General features: G+C 45.0%; 18 protein-coding genes. 10 read left to right on the top strand and 8 right to left on the bottom strand.

The features are described from left to right. Nucleotide 1: 1 nt before the first annotated feature. The 7 genes from NH462_RS00300 to NH462_RS00270 all read right to left on the bottom strand — a co-directional run bounded on the left by NH462_RS00300 (nt 2) and on the right by NH462_RS00270 (nt 9,604). Nucleotides 2-1,060 carry a cysteine synthase family protein gene (locus NH462_RS00300; protein ID WP_010377512.1) on the bottom strand — a complete coding sequence of 353 codons (1,059 nt, stop codon included), beginning with the start codon at nt 1,058-1,060 and terminating at the stop codon, nt 2-4. Between the two features lie 36 nt (nt 1,061-1,096). After that, nucleotides 1,097-2,431, bottom strand: a complete 1,335-nt coding sequence (locus NH462_RS00295; protein ID WP_253050086.1) for an alanine racemase — start codon at nt 2,429-2,431, stop codon at nt 1,097-1,099. Further along, nucleotides 2,428-3,897 (bottom strand): DUF3526 domain-containing protein, encoded by a 1,470-nt coding sequence (locus tag NH462_RS00290; RefSeq protein WP_253050083.1) that lies wholly within the window; start codon nt 3,895-3,897, stop codon nt 2,428-2,430. Before NH462_RS00290 ends, NH462_RS00295 begins: the two co-directional genes overlap by 4 nt. Then, on the bottom strand, nt 3,894-5,294 hold the full coding sequence (locus tag NH462_RS00285; protein ID WP_253050080.1) for a DUF3526 domain-containing protein: 1,401 nt from the start codon (nt 5,292-5,294) through the stop codon (nt 3,894-3,896). The genes NH462_RS00290 and NH462_RS00285 overlap by 4 nt, the downstream gene beginning before the upstream one ends. Beyond that, complete coding sequence (locus tag NH462_RS00280; RefSeq protein ID WP_010377520.1) at nt 5,294-6,013, bottom strand: ABC transporter ATP-binding protein; 720 nt, start codon at nt 6,011-6,013, stop codon at nt 5,294-5,296. The genes NH462_RS00285 and NH462_RS00280 overlap by 1 nt, the downstream gene beginning before the upstream one ends. 9 nt (nt 6,014-6,022) lie before the next feature. Then, nucleotides 6,023-8,128 (bottom strand): TonB-dependent siderophore receptor, encoded by a 2,106-nt coding sequence (locus NH462_RS00275; protein WP_253050077.1) that lies wholly within the window; start codon nt 8,126-8,128, stop codon nt 6,023-6,025. Nucleotides 8,129-8,530: 402 nt separating this feature from the next. Further along, the gene (locus NH462_RS00270) at nt 8,531-9,604 is read right to left on the bottom strand and encodes an SGNH/GDSL hydrolase family protein (protein WP_253050073.1); all 1,074 of its coding nucleotides are present in this window, start codon (nt 9,602-9,604) and stop codon (nt 8,531-8,533) included. A 176-nt stretch (nt 9,605-9,780) separates the two neighbouring features. Here NH462_RS00270 and NH462_RS00265 point away from each other — a divergent pair, with 176 nt between their 5' ends. The 7 genes from NH462_RS00265 (at nt 9,781) to NH462_RS00240 (ending at nt 13,058) form a co-directional block, all read left to right on the top strand. Further along, complete coding sequence (locus NH462_RS00265) at nt 9,781-10,170, top strand: HIT family protein (protein ID WP_253050070.1); 390 nt, start codon at nt 9,781-9,783, stop codon at nt 10,168-10,170. Next, the gene (locus NH462_RS00260; protein WP_253050067.1) at nt 10,171-10,458 is read left to right on the top strand and encodes a hypothetical protein; all 288 of its coding nucleotides are present in this window, start codon (nt 10,171-10,173) and stop codon (nt 10,456-10,458) included. 15 nt (nt 10,459-10,473) lie between these two features. Beyond that, nucleotides 10,474-10,602, top strand: a complete 129-nt coding sequence (locus tag NH462_RS22845; protein ID WP_290442321.1) for a hypothetical protein — start codon at nt 10,474-10,476, stop codon at nt 10,600-10,602. Nucleotides 10,603-10,692: 90 nt separating this feature from the next. Then, a complete protein-coding gene (locus NH462_RS00255) occupies nt 10,693-11,175 on the top strand; it encodes a GNAT family N-acetyltransferase (protein ID WP_253050064.1) in 483 nt (160 codons plus the stop codon). Further along, nucleotides 11,127-11,249 (top strand): GNAT family N-acetyltransferase, encoded by a 123-nt coding sequence (locus NH462_RS00250; protein ID WP_253050060.1) that lies wholly within the window; start codon nt 11,127-11,129, stop codon nt 11,247-11,249. The genes NH462_RS00255 and NH462_RS00250 overlap by 49 nt, the downstream gene beginning before the upstream one ends. Nucleotides 11,250-11,378: 129 nt before the next feature. Continuing rightward, nucleotides 11,379-12,200 carry a hypothetical protein gene (locus NH462_RS00245; protein ID WP_253050057.1) on the top strand — a complete coding sequence of 274 codons (822 nt, stop codon included), beginning with the start codon at nt 11,379-11,381 and terminating at the stop codon, nt 12,198-12,200. A gap of 15 nt (nt 12,201-12,215) precedes the next feature. Further along, nucleotides 12,216-13,058, top strand: coding sequence for a hypothetical protein (locus NH462_RS00240; protein WP_253050054.1), 843 nt, complete (start codon nt 12,216-12,218; stop codon nt 13,056-13,058). A gap of 17 nt (nt 13,059-13,075) precedes the next feature. Here the strand turns inward: NH462_RS00240 and NH462_RS00235 are convergent, their stop codons facing one another. Then, nucleotides 13,076-14,458: a pyridoxal-dependent decarboxylase gene (locus NH462_RS00235; RefSeq protein WP_010377540.1), complete on the bottom strand. Its 1,383-nt coding sequence runs from the start codon at nt 14,456-14,458 to the stop codon at nt 13,076-13,078. A 95-nt stretch (nt 14,459-14,553) separates the two neighbouring features. On the opposite strand from NH462_RS00235, the gene NH462_RS00230 reads away from it, so the two are divergent. From NH462_RS00230 to NH462_RS00220, 3 genes are all read left to right on the top strand, one after another. Beyond that, a complete protein-coding gene (locus NH462_RS00230; RefSeq protein WP_010377542.1) occupies nt 14,554-15,948 on the top strand; it encodes a PLP-dependent aminotransferase family protein in 1,395 nt (464 codons plus the stop codon). Nucleotides 15,949-15,988: 40 nt separating this feature from the next. Continuing rightward, entirely contained in the window at nt 15,989-16,570 is a 582-nt protein-coding gene (locus NH462_RS00225) for a nucleoside deaminase (protein ID WP_017216008.1), read from the top strand. Nucleotides 16,571-16,725: 155 nt separating this feature from the next. After that, nucleotides 16,726-17,475: a transporter substrate-binding domain-containing protein gene (locus NH462_RS00220; RefSeq protein WP_248694209.1), complete on the top strand. Its 750-nt coding sequence runs from the start codon at nt 16,726-16,728 to the stop codon at nt 17,473-17,475. The last annotated feature ends 67 nt before the right edge of the window (nt 17,476-17,542 follow it).

The raw sequence follows: 17,542 nt of genomic DNA, 5'->3' as shown, positions 1-17,542 counted from the left end.
GTTAGGCGCTCGCGGTTGGTTTATATTGCATTAATAGCTCATAGAGTTCCTGCTCGATGTTAATATCGATAAGGTCGTGCTTTGCCATCCAATCATCATTGAATACGGTATCGAGATATTTCTCGCCACCGTCACAAACGAGTACTACAAATAAGCTATCGGCGGGGGCGGTTTTTAACGCCTGTAGTGCTTCGTATATCACCCCTCCAGCCGAACCACCGACCATTAGGGCGTAATGCTTGGCAAGGTATCTGGCGGTATTAAACGCTTGTTTGTCAGATACCTTCACGCCTTTGTCGATGAGTTCATACTCAATAACTGGACCTATCTCAGCGCCTTCCGGCGTCCCCGTTCCTGATTGATGATAATTCAGTCCTGGTCCACCAAAAATCACAGAACCCACAGGCTCAACCCCAATCGTTGTGAGTTGATGACAACCTAAGTCGCGCAAAGCCCTTGTTGTGCCGCATAGCGACCCACCTGTGCCAACCGCACCGACAAGGTGAGTAATGTGTTCACCAAGTTCATAAAAGACCTCTTGCGCCAGTCCTGTATAGCCGCGGCTATTGGCAAAATTATTGTGTTGGGCGGTCCAAAATGCGCCTTGCTCTTTTGCCAGCTTTGCGGCCATTGCATCTCGAATATCAGTCGATAAGCTGTCGTCTCCGGCTTCGCTAACACAGATCACTTCCGCGCCAAAAGCTTTCATATTACTGATTTTCTCTTTTGCCGCATGGTTATCCACAAGAGCGGTAAAACGATAGCCACGCTCCGCTGCAAGCAGTGCAAGACCAACGCCGGTATTGCCGGAGGTTGACTCAACGACCCAGCCCCCCGGCTTCAGTTGGCCACTGGCTTCTGCTTCATCTAACATAGACTTCGCCATTCGGATCTTAGCGCTACCGGTGGGGTTGAACTGCTCAAGCTTAAGATACAGTTTGCTACCGTTTGGTAGGCTTAAAAACTGCATTAGCGGGGTATTACCAATGCTTTGCGATACCCTTAAATAAGGGGTTAGGTGCAATGTTGAGGCGAGCGAATGCTGCGCATTTATGTTCATAAATAGGCTCCTTTACGTTGTGTTATTGGGTGTTTTTTAGCTAAGTAGTTGCCAAGAAAGTCTGTTGTTCTCCCACGTTACGGCGATTTTTCGTGGCAATGGCATTGAGTGAAATTCGGATTCATTTGAATCCATTTGGTATCCTGCGGTGTTGAGGTAAACCATTAAGTCATCGCGCTGTGGTAGTTGCGACAAGGGGATAAACCGCCAGCTTAGCATGTCGCTATCTAGACAGGTTGCACCGCCAAAAGCCACGCGATACGCTCCTTGTTTGCGGTTTGAATGTGCCGTGAGTAACAGCGGACTCGGCAAGTATTCACTTTCAAACCACTGTTCTGACAGCGATAAGCTTGAGCCCGAAAGTGTAGCGATATGACAGTCAGATGTGCCTAGGTGCGGCTTTGTCCCTTGCACTTTAAACAAGCTAATACCAGCTTCATCGAGCAGTGCTCGGCCAGGCTCGAGCATTAATGTAAGGCTCCTTTGGCGTAATGCTGCTAATGCGGTTTGTCCATGTGTGTTCTTCACTGCCAAAATAGCGTGTAAGGTATCCGCAGGGCTTTGCTCATTATGGTAGGGATAAAACCCTGCAAAGGTTTTACCTGCAAAAAAGCATTCAAAGTCCAAGGCTTGTTGCCACTGCTCATTTTGTAGATAGGAGACGGGCAAGCCACCGCCAATATTCACTTTTGATGGCGACAGTCCTATTTGCCTAGCCTCGTCTATCGCACCGACTAAAGTATGGATGCTCTCGCCACGTGCTTGTGGGCAGTATCCGCTTAAGTGGCAGCTAAATCCTTCCAAGCTTACCCACTCCTTGTATTCTCGGCACTGGGCCAATAATGGCGTAAGCTGGCACAGTGAACTGCCAAAGCGTGAGGCTTTAGTTGGTTGTGTTTGTAAACGCAGTAGCACCCGTGCAGGGCGCTTTCGCTGGCGGGCCAGTGTAATGACGGAGTTTAACTCAGCACTTGAGTCAATAGCGATAAGCGCTTGATGTACAAGCGCTAAGCTAAGTAGTGCATCTGATTTATGCGGACCAGATACACCAATTTTTTCACCTTGAATACCACCGCTTAGGGCAAGTTCAAACTCTTGCACACTAGCCACGTCTATTCCTATATCGTGATTAGACGCGACTTGAGTAAAACATTGGGCTTTGTTAGCTTTTTTTGCAAAATAAATCTCATGCTCAAGCCCAAGCGTTATAAAGTTGGCTTGCAGGGTTTCGATATTTTCCGCAAAACGCTGAGGAAACACTAAATGTAGCGGTGCTCCCAATGCCGCTGCCCATTCAAATAACTTGGCTTGATGCTCCGCGAGCAGGCTTTGCGTTTGTGGATGCAATTTTGCAGTGAAGGCGTCACTCATACGACTAACACCTCTTTGTTGTTTGCACTGTCTAACTTGTTGACGTGGCGTTTTGCTATAAAGAGTAAGCCAACGGCTAGTAGCAGCAACCAAATTAGTGGCGTGTAGTTGTTCACAGGTGTGGCAAAGTCATTGCTAAATTGAGGAATATTCGCAAGATCCGTGAGCGTTGGCTTTGCGCTACAACCCTCACAAGGTGCAAAATCGCCTCTTTGATTGGCTTTGGCAATTTCGTTGGCAAAGAAACCTTGTAGTGCTTGATGATGAGCTTCAACTTCTTCCATAAAGGCGTGATGACGTGCTAATCCATTGCCCGCTAAATCAACCAACAGTGTTTGTGCGATGAGTGCGGGGGAGAGATATTGTAGCTTTTGCGCATTATGTTGCTGTGCTTGTTGCGCCGTAAAAAATCGTACATCTTGGGCTGCCATTGCGCGTTCGACAGAATTAATAGTAGCAATTTTTTTGGTGGCGTAATCGCTGGCACCACTGCCATTTTTTGCAAGCTCTGGATGATCTTGAAAATACTGAGCTAAAGTCTTTTCACTCGCTTTTTGGGCTTCGTCGCTGGCGGCACGGAGGCTATCTATATAGTGAATTCGTGAAGGCGTTGGGTCGAGTAAAGCGATGCTGGTATTGACCAAAGCTGGGACCACAATTACCAAGGCGAGCCAACAGGTGACTAAGGTGGCAGCATTGTTTGCCGCACTTTTGGCTCTGCTATTTACCCAAGCGGTTAAGGCAATCCAAAAGCCACAATAACATAGTGCGATAAGGTTATAACTCAGCAGTTCAATCACCCCTAGCTGCTCTCGTATTGTTATTAAAAGCAGGCTACTAATACTTAAAAATGGCAGCACAATTAACGCACTTCGTAGCAATAATTGATATGTCAGAAGGCGGGTCGCGCTGCCTCCTTGCAGCATCAGTAGTCTTAGCTGCCCATCTTGGCGTTCACTTGCCAAGGCATTAAAGCAAATGCCAATAATGAGCAATGGCAGTAAGTAGACAATCACAAAACTTAAATCGAACTGGCCTAACAACAGAGATAGCGGGTGAACATAGTCATATTGATGAACGATGTGCTGTTTCTCTTTGATTAGCATCTTAAAATAGTAAGGTAATACGTCGGCTTGCCCTGTTGCGATTGGCGACGTTGCAAGCGGGGTTTTGGTGGCGTAATTTTGCATCAAGTAAAAAGCCTGCCCGCGCAGGTCGTATGGGTCTTCCCACCACTTATAGTCTGCTGTGCTGGCGAGTCTTTCGGGTAATCCAGCTTTGGCATCTTGGATGGCCTGTTGCTGCATTTGCTGTGCGGCAAGTACCACGTCATGCTGTTTTTTAGCAAAGTAATGGGCGTTAAGAAATGCCACTAGCGCGAGCATGCTGGTGGTTAATAACAGCGCGAGTACGAGCTTTTCTCGCCAGAGGTTTTTAAACTCAGTAGCTAACATTAAGCGTTTCATCTTTGCTCCTCCAAACGCAGCTTTTTAATCGCGAAGAAACTCAATAACACCAGAGCGATTAGCCAAAAGCTCAGGCTAAACAGGCTGATAACGTAGTGAGGCAGGTAACGAATAACATTGGGGTATTGGAATGCGAACTTTGGGATCTGCTGCCATAATTCCTCGCCCGCGGTGTAATGTCCGTCCGCTTTGTGACCATGATCTCTTTGATTAAAGTTAAGCACCTCTTGCATCATACGGCGGTGCTGCTCTGCCGCATTCTCAAATGCTTGCTGGTGGGTAAAGTCGCTGGCGGCGGTGGCCATCGACAGCGTTTGTATTGCGATAAACGGCGTTAACATCCCTGCAAGTTGATAGCTTTGTGATTGCGCTTCTAGTTGAGCTAAACGCGCTGAAAATAAGCGGTCAAAGATTTTATCAGCGTATTGTTCACCAAATTGGAGTTGTGCTCCGGCATAGTCAAAGGGCAAGTCTTCCACATTGCTGACTCCATATTGAGTCAATGTTTGCTGCTTGAACTTTGCGATTGCTTCAACTCGTGCTTCGGTATAAACCTCACTTTCAAGTTTTGCTTGAAATGCTTGACCTGAACCTTGTGGATAAATAGTCGTTGCGATATTCATTGCCAGTTTTGGTAGTAAAAGCGTTGTGAGGGCCCAAATGATTAACAGCGTGATTAATGCGCGCCTTGCTGTTGGAAATAAACTCGAAATGGTGGTGGTGAGTAGCGACCAAAGCAATAAGTAAACCAAATAAAATAGTAAAAATAGCCCACTTCTGAGTGTGTGAGGCTCCGTGCTTGTTAGTTGGCTATAAAGTAAAAAAAGCGCAACAGGTAACAAAAATAAGCAAGAAATAGCAAAAAGCAGCGCACATTTGGCGATAAACAAGTTAGCTGGACTCGCGCCCGATGCGAGTAGTTGTTTAAGGGTGCCTTGCTCACGCTCTCGGGCAAGTAGTGGGTAGCCAATTAATATAATTAATAGCGGCAGTAATACTTGTAGCACAAAGGCGGGTGATAAGCTGCCAAAACGTGACATCGGCAAATTATCTTGCGCACTTCTAAATATACTATCGTTACGAATATGAGCTTCAAGCCTCAACACATTCCCTTGGTATGCTTGTAATCCCGCATCGAGTGCCGCCAGTGGGGTGGTGGGTTTGACCACATAAATACCGTAATGGGCGGCGGAATGGGGGCCTTTTTCACCTTGATTTAGCCAGCGTAATTGCTCTGACTGGGACACTTCAGTAACGGCTTGCTGATAGCTTTGGTGGCTTTTAAAACCAGTCAAGCAGGCAAGCAAGAGCAGTAATACTGCAATGCCTCCAAGCCAAAGCCCTTGTCCCTGCCGCTTGGTATCGAGCCATTCCTTTTTAAATGTCGTTTGAAACATCAGACACCCACCTTGATATGTTTGAGGTAAACGGATTCAAGTTGGACTTCTTGCAGTTGCTCATAGACTAAAGTATCGACTAATTGCCCTTGATTGATAATTGCCACGCGATGGGCATCTTCTTGAGCACGGTATAAGTCGTGGGTCGCCATTAAAATCGCGACGCCTTGCTTTGCTAATGACTGAATGAGCTGGCTAAATTCATGGCTGGCTGAAGGATCAAGACCTGATGTAGGCTCATCTAAGATCAATGCCTTGGCTTGCTTTGCAAGGGCAATGGCTATGCCCACTTTTTGTCGCATCCCTTTTGAATAGGTTGCAACGGGTTTGTCTACAGCGTGACTTGGCAGTTTTACTTCACCGAGCAGTGTGCGAAAGGCCTCGTCGGTCTTTTCTATGCTGGCCATTTTGCTGAAATACGCGAGATTCTCAAGTCCGCTAAGTCGCGGATAAAGCGCGACTTGTTCAGGAATATAAGCCAGTTGCTGCCTTGCCGTTACTACGTCATGCTGTGGATTAATTCCAGCGATGGTGATTTCCCCAGCATCCGGTTGTAAAAAGCCCAGTAAGCAATTAATCGTGGTGGTTTTACCTGCCCCATTTGGGCCTAGCAGCGCTAGAATTTCACCTTGATGTACGCTCAAGCATAGTCCCTGTAGCGCTTGGTATTCACCAAAGCGCTTTTGCAGGTTATTGATTTGAATAACAGGTGTAGTCATGAATTATCCTTAAAAGCTCACGCTTAATGAGGCGATAAAAGTGCGGCCACGACCGGGAGCGACTCCCCAATCTATGCCTTTGGCACCGCCAGATAGCCAATATTCTTTGTCGAACAGGTTTTCGGCTTTGAGTCGAAGCGTGGTGTTAATGTCAGTAAAGTGGTACTTCGCGCCCAAGTCGAAGCGCGTGTAGGCTGGTAACTGTAGGGTGTTATTGACGTTTTGTTCGCGTTCACCAACATGGAAAATACCCGCATTGATGCTTAATGCCTCCCAAAATGGCAACTGGTAGTCGACATAGAGATTCGCTTGAAATTCTGGCACATTGGCTGGGGTGTTGCCATTAAGCGCGGGCTCGCCGTCAAGCTTATCTAAGCTGGGGTCCATCAAGGTGATGGATGCTACGGTTGCAAGGCCGTGAGCGAATGAGCCACTGGCATTGAGCTCAATACCTTTATGTGACTGGACACCGTCTTGCACGAAATAGTTAGTAATGTGATTGTGGTACTCCAACATTTTTTCTATTTCGAAAACGGCTATCGAGTAGTTCATGGTGTCCGTTTGGTATTTTATACCGGCTTCAATTTGCTCGCTTTCTTGGGGGCCGAGTGATTCTCCTTCATTTATTGCACCGCTGCCGATGACTGCAACGCCGCCTTCCCCCGCGCCTTCTGAGTAACTGGCGTAAAACGCGAGCTGATCGCTTGGGTTGTAGTTAAGGCCTATGATGGGGGTATTAAAAGTTCGGTCGTCTAATGTGGTTTTAGTTTGGCCTGGTAGAGTTTGCTCTTTTTTGTATTGAATATGACGCAGCCCTAAGGTGGCATAAAATACATCGTTAAAGTGCAAGGTATCTGTGATAAACAACGCGCTTTCAGAGGCTTCAGTTTTGGTTGGTTCTGGATAATCAGGGAACTGCGGTTTACTGCTATGAATTGGATTGAAAATATTGCCAACGGGGTTGGTTAATTCAAACCAACGACCATCCTTAGACTCATAATCACGAATACTAACGCCGACGACTAGTTCATGTTCAATTGCTGCGGTGGTAAGCTGACCGCTGATAAAACTATGTGCGGAGAGCGTGTCATACGTTTCGTCTGGGGTAATGTGGATAGCGGCAGACAGCACATTACCTTGTGTATCAACCGAGTAGATATCAGGAAAAACGGTAAACCTATCATTACCAGAAAGCGCAGCTTGGTTTACCCATTGCCACGTGTCGTTCAACCAAAAATCAGCACGTGCGGCTAGGTTATAAGACTCGGTTTCATACTTTGCCCAAGGTTGTCCGAGTAATACATCACTGGTGTCGACATAGGGCGGTAATATTTTACGGTCAGGATCATTGGGGTCGCTGGCAAGTCCTATCAAAGGCTGTGATACAGTGCTTTTGTCTTGGAAATCGCCGTCTAATCGGATAAATAGGCGATCTGATACTTGCCAATCCAGTGCTGCACTAAAGAAATAGCGCTCTAAGTCATCACCACCGGTAAAGTCACCGTTTTTCTCTGCTGCTGCATTAATACGATAGCCGAACGTTTGCTCGTCAGAAATTGGCCCACCGAGATCGATGTGTAAATATTTTCCTCCACGGCTACGTACTTCTGTTGTGACATCCAAAAAGGCGTCCATGGTTGGGCGCTTTGTCACATAGTTGATTGTACCGCCGGGGTTGTTAAAGCCTGATACGAGACTTGACGGGCCTTTGACGATATCAATGCGTTGAATATTCTCCAGCGGTACATCTTGGTAGGGGGCAAGCGCTAAACCGTCGCGTCTTAGACCGTTGGTCCAATCTAGCTGAAAGCCACGCAGACTCACAAAGTCGAAAACCGTACCAATTGAGGTGTTTTGAACAGAAGCATCGTTGGCAAGCACTTCGCCTAGCGTTTTTACTCTTTGATTGCTGATCAGTTCTTCAGAAAATGATTGAATGGAAATAGGAAGAAGCTGCGGATCTTTCATCCCCAATGCCGAAGCATTCACGTCTCTCGTGCTGTAAAGAGGTGCGCGAGTGCCATGCACATCAATTGTTTCAATGGATTGTTCGGCAACACTAAGTGAAGAATATAAGCTACTAAGCACGCTAACTGTCAGGAGTGACCTTGTCATTTTGTTATTCCAACTGCAAAAACGAATGTGAAAAGAACCATCATTTATTCGATATAAATGATTACTTTTAAAAATGTTATAACGTAACGATCTTAATCATGTTTTTGTGTGCTTGAAAAGAGGGAAGTTATTGCCAAAAGGTTATCCCTGCATCTTTTTGTTGTGGAAAATAAAACAAATGTGGATCGTTCAAAGTAACAGCTTTACGCATTGATAAAAGTGTAAGTCTTAATGAGTGTGATTTTTTCAAATAAAAATCGTTCTCATTAATTTTTTTAAATGCGGGGCGTTGAATTTTTTGTTGTGAATTTTTGTATAAAAAACAATGTGAAAGTTTGTAAATGACTTGCGTGTTATTCAGTACATCGAGCTTAATCTCACTGAATAACGCCGAACATTTACTTAGAGAAGTGTTTGCTGCTTGATAAAGGTAACGAGTTTCTCAGCAATGTCTTTATGTTCTGAAGCGGTGGGGTGCCACACACAGCCTTCTAATGGTGAGTCGAATGTATGACTGTATAGTTTACTGATATCTTGCTGATTAAGCCTTGCAATTGCATCTTGAGTTGCTGGAATAATAAAGTTATACGGATATGCTGGACGAGGCATATAAATAATGGGAACCGCAGGGTATCTTGTACGCAGCTGTTTGGTGAAAACGACCATTGTTTCTACCCACTGCGTTTTAACTTCACCAATAGTTTGCCAAGGCTCTGCAGGGGTTGGATCGGTACTAAAGTCATTGGTGCCTACTTCAATGACAATAAGCTGTGGAAACTTGTCTTCAAAGTCAGTGTTGTCGGTAAATACTGCTGACATTTTGTCATAGTAACTACGCAGCGTATGATGTGGCTGATTGCCACCCCAATTTCGAATTAAGCCTAAACCTGAGTATGAAACTTGGGTAAAACTAGCGCCCAACTGTTGCGCGCTCATATATGGAAAGGCTTTACGGGCGTTACTTAAATCAAGGATTTCGCTCCATTCACACTGTCTTTGGGTGGACTCACTGCCAAAGCCTGCGCTAATTGAATCGCCAATAAATAAGATATGGGGCTGTGACTGCTGGATTGAGTCTAATTTTCCGTCTACATCAACACTTAGGATCTGGGTATTGTGTTCGTAGTGCTCCCAGCGTTTAACGAGTTCAATTGTGACGGTTTCTGCCTTTGTACTTTCAAATAGTGTGAAGGTCTCAGCGACTCCATTGGCGTTGGTCTTTAGCTTTTTTGTAAATTTGCCATCAATTAATACATCGAATTGATCGCCATAGCCCATCAACTCGATACGAAAGGCGCGACCGGTGAGCTTAGTATGCAGCTGGCTGCCGGGCCAATTAAAACTCACACTGCCATCGGCATAGTTTTTACTGACGCGTCCTTCATAATGAATCGCATGATGGGTCGCTGTGTGATTTGCGGCACCGGCGACACTTCCAGAAGCTAATAAAGCTACCGTAACTAACGTTCTTAACATGTTGTATTCCTTGTAGGGTGATTCATTGAATAATGTAACTGGTTTAAATGGGTTGTGAGTGAATTTAGGCTTGAAAATTATTCATTTAACGAAGGGGAAAATAGAATATATCACTGGCAGGAAGAGAGTTGCTCAGGTACATTACTCTATGTAATCAGGTAAAGGAGAGGTAGCTGATGACCATTGTAGAACAGATAGTTGCTAGAGATATTGAAGCGGTTATTGTATATGAATCTGAGCAGGTGATTGCGTTTGCCGATCATGACCCCATAAACTTTGGCCATATCTTAATTTGCCCCAAATCCCCTTATGGAACACTTCTTCAAGTCCCAGAATCCATACTGGCTGAAATCCACAGCGTTGCGCGCGACCTTTATGTGCGAATTGAGCGTAAATTTTCCCCAGATGGGATTACGCTGGTGCAAAACAACGGGTACTTTAACGAATTAAGCCACTACCACTTGCATATTTTCCCCCGCTATAAGCAAGATAGTTTTGCGTTTGGACGTGATGAACTCAATGTTAAGCCTCAAGAGGTTTTGCGCACCTCACTTGAGGGGTTATAGATGCTAGGAGAAGTATTAATCAAGATTGCTGTAACGCTATTGCTTTGTATGTCACTCGTCTGGACTTTGTTGCCTTGGGCGTTTGGGTTATTAAATTTCCAAAACAAACATGGCGACCCACTCTACAAAATTGGCCGTGTGTGTTGGTGGGTAATGGTTGCTATGCACGGCGTATTTGCTATTGGTATTTGGTTTTTCGATGCCAGTTTAAGTAAGTTAATATTTAGCCTAGCTGCAATGCATTTCTTTTTTGGGATAACGTTTGCCAGAAATGTAAGCACGCAATAAATCAAAAGGTCATAAGTGAAGATTACCATCAATGCGATTCAGGGCGAGGATGCGGATGCCATTGAAAGGTTAGGGCCTGTTGATCTTTCAAGTTTGTTTTTACAGCAGTTTGATTGGTATTTATACAAGGCAGAGCCTGCGTAGCATAGTTATTCTATGTGAGTCAGGCGATAAAGACTTTGTGCTCCTGCAAAGTCACCTTACCCCACATCCTTGTGGGGCAACACAGAGAAAATGCCAATCAAGCGCTGCCCTTTGGGTTCATCTGAGTGCGCTTTGTTCATTGTTGCTCAACTTTTGCCTAGATTACTAGGCGGCAAGTCGAGCGTCGCGACCAAAACACACTCAGAAGAACAAAAATCAAACTGCAAAGGTCAACAGGCCCTAATGCGTGAAGTTTCAGAGGCTGACGTCTTACCCCATTTTTCGCAGCTTGGAAGAGATACTTATTTAAACGAAATATTACCTGGAGTGACTCAGGTGATGTGCAACGCCAATTTTGTCGGTGCCAAGGCGTTACTAAACGGTGAGCTGATTGGATTTGCTTTATTAAGAGATGGTAACTATCTCACCCATTTATTTGTTGCCAAGTCAGCCCAAGGTAAAGGAGTTGGTCGGCAACTATTAGATACTGTGCTAGCGAGTACATCTGCAGCTCAAGTCTCATTGTGCTATTGTGCTCATCGCTTAATGCAGCATCTTTTTATACTGCGCTAGGTTTTCAAGCGACAGGGCAAGAAGCACAGAAAAACGGTATTAGATTTATTCCAATGAGGTTAGATCGAACTTAAGCAAGGATATTTTACGACATGGGTTGGGTTGTAAAAAATCACAAAAGTAAATTTTAAGTAATTTAAAATGCGACTACACTAAATCGACATAAGAAGAATATCTGCTAGATCAAGATCTAAGGAACGAGTATGCCAACACCTCAACCAGGCACTGTAGTGAGCAATGCACAAACTAGGGCCGCTAATTTAACGACGACAAACAGCAGTGAAGTGCCAGCGACTAAACAATTTGTAGTGAATGCCACCGGCAACTTATTTATCGCAAGTACGCTAAACAGCACCGCAGGTGGAAGTGTATTGCCGCAAGAAGCTGAAAATGCGTTTGGTGAAGTCAGCGTATTTTTTGCCGCACTCACAAAAGCGATGGCAGAAGCTGGGACAAGTCTGTACGACTACGATGCACTCAATAAATTAGTGTCAAGCTCAGGATTGTTTGTCAAAGTGACAGATAGCAATATTCAATTTGAAAGTAAGCAAAGTGGCGTCACTTTATCAAGCCAATTGATCCAGACTTTACTAGGGCTCAGTGGTAATTTAGCCTCCATAGGTAAATCATTGATGGATATGATCGCTGGTATGGGGCAAGCCTCGGTAAGTATCAGTGCGAGTTCCGACAGCCAAGACAAAAAGGTCGGCACCATCATTTTTGTCTGTGAATATCTGCTTGGTGCAATTTCTATTGCGCCCATTGTCATTTCAGCGGATGCCAATGATGTAAAAGCCATTTGGCAAGCGGGCCCTTGCTTACAAGGCGGGCATACAGACGTGCAGTTAAGTCTGTGCAAATCAGTCTACTTATTTGTGCCACCAGCATTTGTCAAGCAAGCGGCATCGCTCAACGAGGCGATGTCAGACCCTGAATTTAATAATCTGATTGAATCAATGCGAAGTGTCATAGCCGCTCCGCCGCAAACCACGGCAGCCAGTAAAACGACTAAAAAGGACAGTTAATGTTGGGAGTAAACAATGTTCTCAACTTGGTTTAGCAAGCAAGATAAACCGTCAAAACCGCAATCACAGCCAATATATACCCCAATTACTAAACATTATGTGTTTAATGAAACGGGTAATATCATGTTGTGTGCCACGGCGGATAGCATTCAGAGCTTTGACACTGACTTAAAAAGTGCATTCGTTGATATTAGTGTGTTTTTTGCTGCAATGACAAAAGCGGTGACGTCGACAACAAATCCGGTGACGGGGAAGCCGTTTTCAATATTTAACTACCAAGCTGTGAAAAATATTTTGGTAGAGTCAGGGCTTTTCATTGAAACCAATGTGGAAGAATGCACTTTTAGTCACGATGGCGTAGGTAATACGCTCGGCAAAGCGCTGTTTCAGCACGTCTTAAATCGAGAGTTTTCTGAAAAGCAGCTGCCTTTCGCCAAGTCCATGTTTAATGGTATGCAATACCAAAGGGCGAAGATGGCAGAGCAATCTGAGATGACGGAAGCGCAGCAGCAGCTTTGCCGCAGTGGTAGCATCTTTTTTATTGGTGAGCTGTTGATGGGGGTGCCACAAACGTCGGCAATTTTGCTTAGTATCGAACCACAAAGTATTGCCCAGTCGACAGGCGATACCGAAAGTGACTGGCAAGATTTATTTTCGTTGGCTGGGTTAGATGAAGACAAGCATCAGCCCAAGCACATCGTGCGTCATTGGAAATTTAAAAAACGTACTTATCTATTTGTACCACCGCAGTTTATTTCTCATGCGGTGGCTGGACTTGGTGAGCAAAGCAATATCGATTTTGAGGAATACAGTCGCAAATTGGCGCAAAGTATTACTCCTAATCACAGCGTTAGCTAACTTCAAATAGTATAATCTTAAAGCGCCTTAGCTAACTCGGTTAATGCGCTTTTTGCTATGTCTAAATCAATTTGCTCCGTTTGCCAATTACTGAGCGCAGCACGGATCACCTTCTGTCCTTGCCAACTTCCTGGGCTGACAAATATACGGCCGTCCGCATTAATGGCATGAAGGAGGGCAGTTGTTGCTGCGTCATCTTTGCCGCTTGGCTTGAAAAGCACCACGTTGAGCTCTCCGTAGTAGACTAATTCATAGTCTGGAGAATCAGAAAACCAGTCTGCAAGTTGTTTAGTTTGCGCAATATTTTTGCTTACCCATTGACGGATCCCGTCTTTACCATAGGCAAGTAATGACATCCAAACGGGTAATGCCCTAAATCGACGAGAGTTCTCTACACCCATCGAAAAAAAGTCGGGGTCGGCTTTTGATGTGACTAAGTAAGGAGCTGGAACGTCGCAGCTTTCAACCAAGTAGTGCAAATGACGAGTGAGAAAGATCCCACAGTCGTATGGCACATTGAGCCACTTGTGTGCATCCAAGGTAATACTATCGGCTAACTCAAGCCCCTTAGTGCGACCTTCTGAGCCAGAAACCAGACGGTCGAAAATGCCAAATGCAGCATCAACATGCAGCCAAGCTTGGTGTTTATCGCATAGACGGCGGATCTGCATTAAATCATCAAAATTAGTACCGGTAACCGTGGCGGCACTGGCGATGACAATTTTTCCTTTGGCGTTACTTTTTGCAAGCGCTGACTCAAGCGCTGCAATATCCGTAGCTTCATTGCCTACTTGCGTTGCGACTCTCGTGATTTGGTTGCGGCCTAGGCCTGCAAGACCAAGCGCTTTAATCATACTCGCATGGGGCGTCGCACAAAAAACCTCAACTTCCAAACCGAAGGCTCCATCTTCTGCCACATTGATCCCTTGTTGATGCCCTGCAAACTGGCGTGCTATGACTGCACCTAAGTAATTTGCCGCTGTCGCCCCTGTAGTAAAAAGGCCATCAAAGCTTGCTGGTAGGTCGAATAATTCGGTTAGCCAGCGAATGGCCTGCCGCTCTATACTGGTTGCAATGGAGCCATCACCCTTTGAGACATTTTGGTCATAGGTTGACACCAGCCAATCGGCAAAGGTGGCAACAGGCGTTGCGCCGCCGGTGACAAATCCCCAATACCTAGGCCCAATACTGGTGCTTAAGTTTGGCACTACTTGTTTACTAAAAATCTCTATCAGAGACTCAAATTCAATTCCTGATTCTGTGAGTGTGAGGTCGGGCGGAGCAATATCTCGACCTGCGACTGGGCGGCTATTACTAGACTGTATAAATGCCTCGGTAAGTTTAGAAAATTCAGTGAGCAATTGGGGTAATGCTTGCCATTGGTTGTGTGTCATCGTCATGTGCCAATCCTATTTGTGAACGAATACTGGAATTACAGTGTAACTTCGATAAAAATGCAGTACAGATACAGAATTCTTGGTTGTTAAGGATACAGATGGCGAGAAAGTTTATTACATTAAGTGAGCAGGTGATTACAGAGATAAACGCCGGTGAACGTCAAGTCGGTGAAAAAATGACTTCACTTAGGATCTTTGCCAAGCAGCATGGCGTGAGCATGAGTACTGCAATTAGAACCTACGAGGAACTACAGGATAATGGCTTTTTAGCTTCTCAAGAGAAATCTGGTTTTTATATTTGTAAACCGATAGCGAAAAATAGTGACATTGACTTTGCCACGTTTACGAGTGAAGTGAAATCGCCTAAAAGTGCGTTAAGACCCTCTGTCGTAGGGCTCAATACGATGTTATCGACGGTGCAAGTAGCGCCCGAGTTGATGCCCATAAATCGCTTGACTAAGTTTATAAAGCAAGCGTTCGACTCTCCTCAGTATCACCATTTTCATTATCCAAGCGCGATGGGACTGATGTCGCTTAGAGAGAATTTAACCAAGCACTTTAAACAAAAGGGGTTGGCGCTGAATCCTGATAATCTCGTGGTGACAGGCGGTTGTATTCAAGCCGTGATGGCGGGACTGCAGGCTGTTACAAAAGCGGGGGATTGTGTGGTCGTGCCATCACCTTGTTATCAAGGTTTATTGCAACTGCTTGCAACGCTACAGCTCAAGGTGATTGAGATCCCAACAACGCCCGAAGGACTTGACCTGGAAGCCTTGGAACAGGTCGTGACAACGCAAAGGGTGTCAGCGTGTTTGCTTACGGCAAACCACCAAAACCCAACGGGGCACAGTCTATCTGTGCAACAAAAAGCGTGGCTTGCGGATTTTGCTGCGCAGTATCAAGTGGCGATTATTGAAGACGACGTCTTTGGGGAGCTGAGCCATAATCACACAATGCCTTTACCGATAAAGGCGTGGGATAAAGCCGGATATGTAATTTGGTGTAGCTCAGTGTCTAAGACGTTAGCGCCGGGCTTGCAAGTTGGATGGTGTGAAGCTGGGCGTTATCAAAGCCAAGTGGCCGCGCTCATGCAGGCATTTCACGGCATGCCAAATCAATGTTTACAAATGGCGGTATCACGCTTTATTGAGACAGGACATTACCAGCGCCATTTACGTACGCTTAATCGCACCTTAGCGGCACATTGCTTCGCTTACCAAAGCTATTTGAAATCGCGTTTACCAAAAGGCTGTAAAATATCTTCCCCTCAGGGCGGAATGGCATTATGGCTGAAACTGCCTAATATTGACTGTGATGCACTCGCTTTACGGCTCGCTGAACTTGGTGTTGAAATTCGCCAAGGCAGCTTATTTACAAGTCGTGAGTTGTATCAAGATCATCTGCGGATCAATTGCGGTTGGCCGCTTGGTGTGGCAAAACCTTGGTTAGATAAGCTATGTGATTGGGTACTTCATAATTGCGCCAAATTATAGCGTTAAGCTCGGTTCATATAATACAACAAGGAATTAAAAAATGACTGTATTACTCAACGCAGAAACCCAAGTAAATAGCGAAGCGCTCAATGCCATTGCACATATGCCAACCAAGAGTCTTGGCGTATTACTCGATAGCGACTTTACGCGTAAGCTTTGCGATAAAGACTTTATGCGCATTGCTGTTTTGCTGGCACAAAAGAGTTATGAAGAGGGCGGTTGCCCAATTGGCGCGGTTATTGTTGATAACGAAACCAATCAAATTGTAGGTAAAGGACATAATACGTTAGTACAAGAGAGCCACCCATATAACCATGGTGAAACCTCGGCAATTCGAGATGCGGGACGGATTGATTTTAGTAAAACCACTTTGTATACCAGCCTAAGTCCTTGTGATGTATGCGCAACCTTACTCTATATGCGTGGCTTTCAGCGAGTCGTGGTGGGGGATATCACTAATGCGTCAGGCAATGAGCCGTTACTTGAAAGCAAGGGCGTACAGGTTGATATTTTAGAAGATGAGCAAGGTATCGTACTGTATCAACAATTTCGTGCTGAAAAGCCAGAACAAGATTTAGAAGATTGGCAAGGTCTGGCAGCGGTAAGCGCAGGTCATAAGTAAATGACTTTACCCATAGCGAGGCAAAGCCATTGCTACATGATGTAGTTGATTATCAAATGAAATACTTTTGAGGCAATATAGCCATTGCTACGGATTGAATTGCAATGCAAATACGGGCACACTGATCGAATGATTATTTAATTTATTGAGATAAAATGATCCGGAAAATTTTATTCCTTATGGCGCTACTTGCATCAACCAAAATAATTGCTTCGCCACAAGAAACGGTGCACTTTGTAGCGGAAGATTTGCCTCCCTATCATTTTATTAATGGCCAAGGAGAAGTGGATGGTGGCCTAGTTGAGCTTGCTCAAGCGGTAGCAGATAAAGCAAATGTTACTGCTAAAATTAGCATAATGCCGATGGCACGTGTGTTACACGAATTAGAAACAAAACCTAATGTGGTGTTGTTATCTTGGCTAAAAACACCAACTCGAGAAGTCTATTTCCGCTTTTTGGGTACTGTGTGCCATACGTCCGCATCACTCATTGGTCTGAAACAATCTCAAACGCCTATAAATGATCTTGATGCTGCAAAGCGGTATCGCACCGGAACCATACGCGGTTATTATAGTGAAACCTTTCTCAAACAAGCTGGTTTTTCTGAAGGCTATGAGTTGGTTTTAGTGTCAAACTACCAAAGTCTTTGGAATTTATTGTTTAAGGGCCGGATTGATTTTGTCCTAACCAACACATTAACACTCGAGAAAGAACTAAATGCCCTTAAACTGGACCCAAAAGCAATTGAGCATAAGTTACTTCTTGAGCATTTCCCAAGTGAGTTGGCTCTGGCGGTGAATGCAGAGTTTCCCAATGAGCTTGCGAACCGCTTGCAGCACGCACTAGCGGAATTAAGTCAAAGTGGTCAGCAACAAGCTATTTTGGAGCGCTGGAAAATTCACTAAATTGAATGCAGCCGCTCGGTTTCGTATGTTTCTAAATTAGTATAAAGTGTGTAGACATAAATTTAGC

The sequence above is a fragment of the Pseudoalteromonas sp. OANN1 genome, from assembly GCF_024124685.1.
Lineage (GTDB): Bacteria > Pseudomonadota > Gammaproteobacteria > Enterobacterales > Alteromonadaceae > Pseudoalteromonas > Pseudoalteromonas piscicida.
This window is presented reverse-complemented; position numbering and strand designations above follow the sequence as displayed.

What these genes read in the sequence shown, in the direction of transcription:
- NH462_RS00225 (WP_017216008.1), top strand. Translation starts at nt 15,989, where the DNA reads ATGACTGTATTACTCAACGCAGAAACCCAAGTAAATAGCGAAGCGCTC.
- NH462_RS00240 (WP_253050054.1), top strand. Translation starts at nt 12,216, where the DNA reads ATGTTCTCAACTTGGTTTAGCAAGCAAGATAAACCGTCAAAACCGCAA.
- NH462_RS00295 (WP_253050086.1), bottom strand. Translation starts at nt 2,431, where the DNA reads ATGAGTGACGCCTTCACTGCAAAATTGCATCCACAAACGCAAAGCCTG.
- NH462_RS00260 (WP_253050067.1), top strand. Translation starts at nt 10,171, where the DNA reads ATGCTAGGAGAAGTATTAATCAAGATTGCTGTAACGCTATTGCTTTGT.
- NH462_RS00245 (WP_253050057.1), top strand. Translation starts at nt 11,379, where the DNA reads ATGCCAACACCTCAACCAGGCACTGTAGTGAGCAATGCACAAACTAGG.
- NH462_RS00290 (WP_253050083.1), bottom strand. Translation starts at nt 3,897, where the DNA reads ATGAAACGCTTAATGTTAGCTACTGAGTTTAAAAACCTCTGGCGAGAA.
- NH462_RS00285 (WP_253050080.1), bottom strand. Translation starts at nt 5,294, where the DNA reads ATGTTTCAAACGACATTTAAAAAGGAATGGCTCGATACCAAGCGGCAG.
- NH462_RS00235 (WP_010377540.1), bottom strand. Translation starts at nt 14,458, where the DNA reads ATGACGATGACACACAACCAATGGCAAGCATTACCCCAATTGCTCACT.
- NH462_RS00265 (WP_253050070.1), top strand. Translation starts at nt 9,781, where the DNA reads ATGACCATTGTAGAACAGATAGTTGCTAGAGATATTGAAGCGGTTATT.
- NH462_RS00255 (WP_253050064.1), top strand. Translation starts at nt 10,693, where the DNA reads ATGCCAATCAAGCGCTGCCCTTTGGGTTCATCTGAGTGCGCTTTGTTC.
- NH462_RS00280 (WP_010377520.1), bottom strand. Translation starts at nt 6,013, where the DNA reads ATGACTACACCTGTTATTCAAATCAATAACCTGCAAAAGCGCTTTGGT.
- NH462_RS00270 (WP_253050073.1), bottom strand. Translation starts at nt 9,604, where the DNA reads ATGTTAAGAACGTTAGTTACGGTAGCTTTATTAGCTTCTGGAAGTGTC.
- NH462_RS00220 (WP_248694209.1), top strand. Translation starts at nt 16,726, where the DNA reads ATGATCCGGAAAATTTTATTCCTTATGGCGCTACTTGCATCAACCAAA.
- NH462_RS00230 (WP_010377542.1), top strand. Translation starts at nt 14,554, where the DNA reads ATGGCGAGAAAGTTTATTACATTAAGTGAGCAGGTGATTACAGAGATA.
- NH462_RS00275 (WP_253050077.1), bottom strand. Translation starts at nt 8,128, where the DNA reads ATGACAAGGTCACTCCTGACAGTTAGCGTGCTTAGTAGCTTATATTCT.
- NH462_RS00300 (WP_010377512.1), bottom strand. Translation starts at nt 1,060, where the DNA reads ATGAACATAAATGCGCAGCATTCGCTCGCCTCAACATTGCACCTAACC.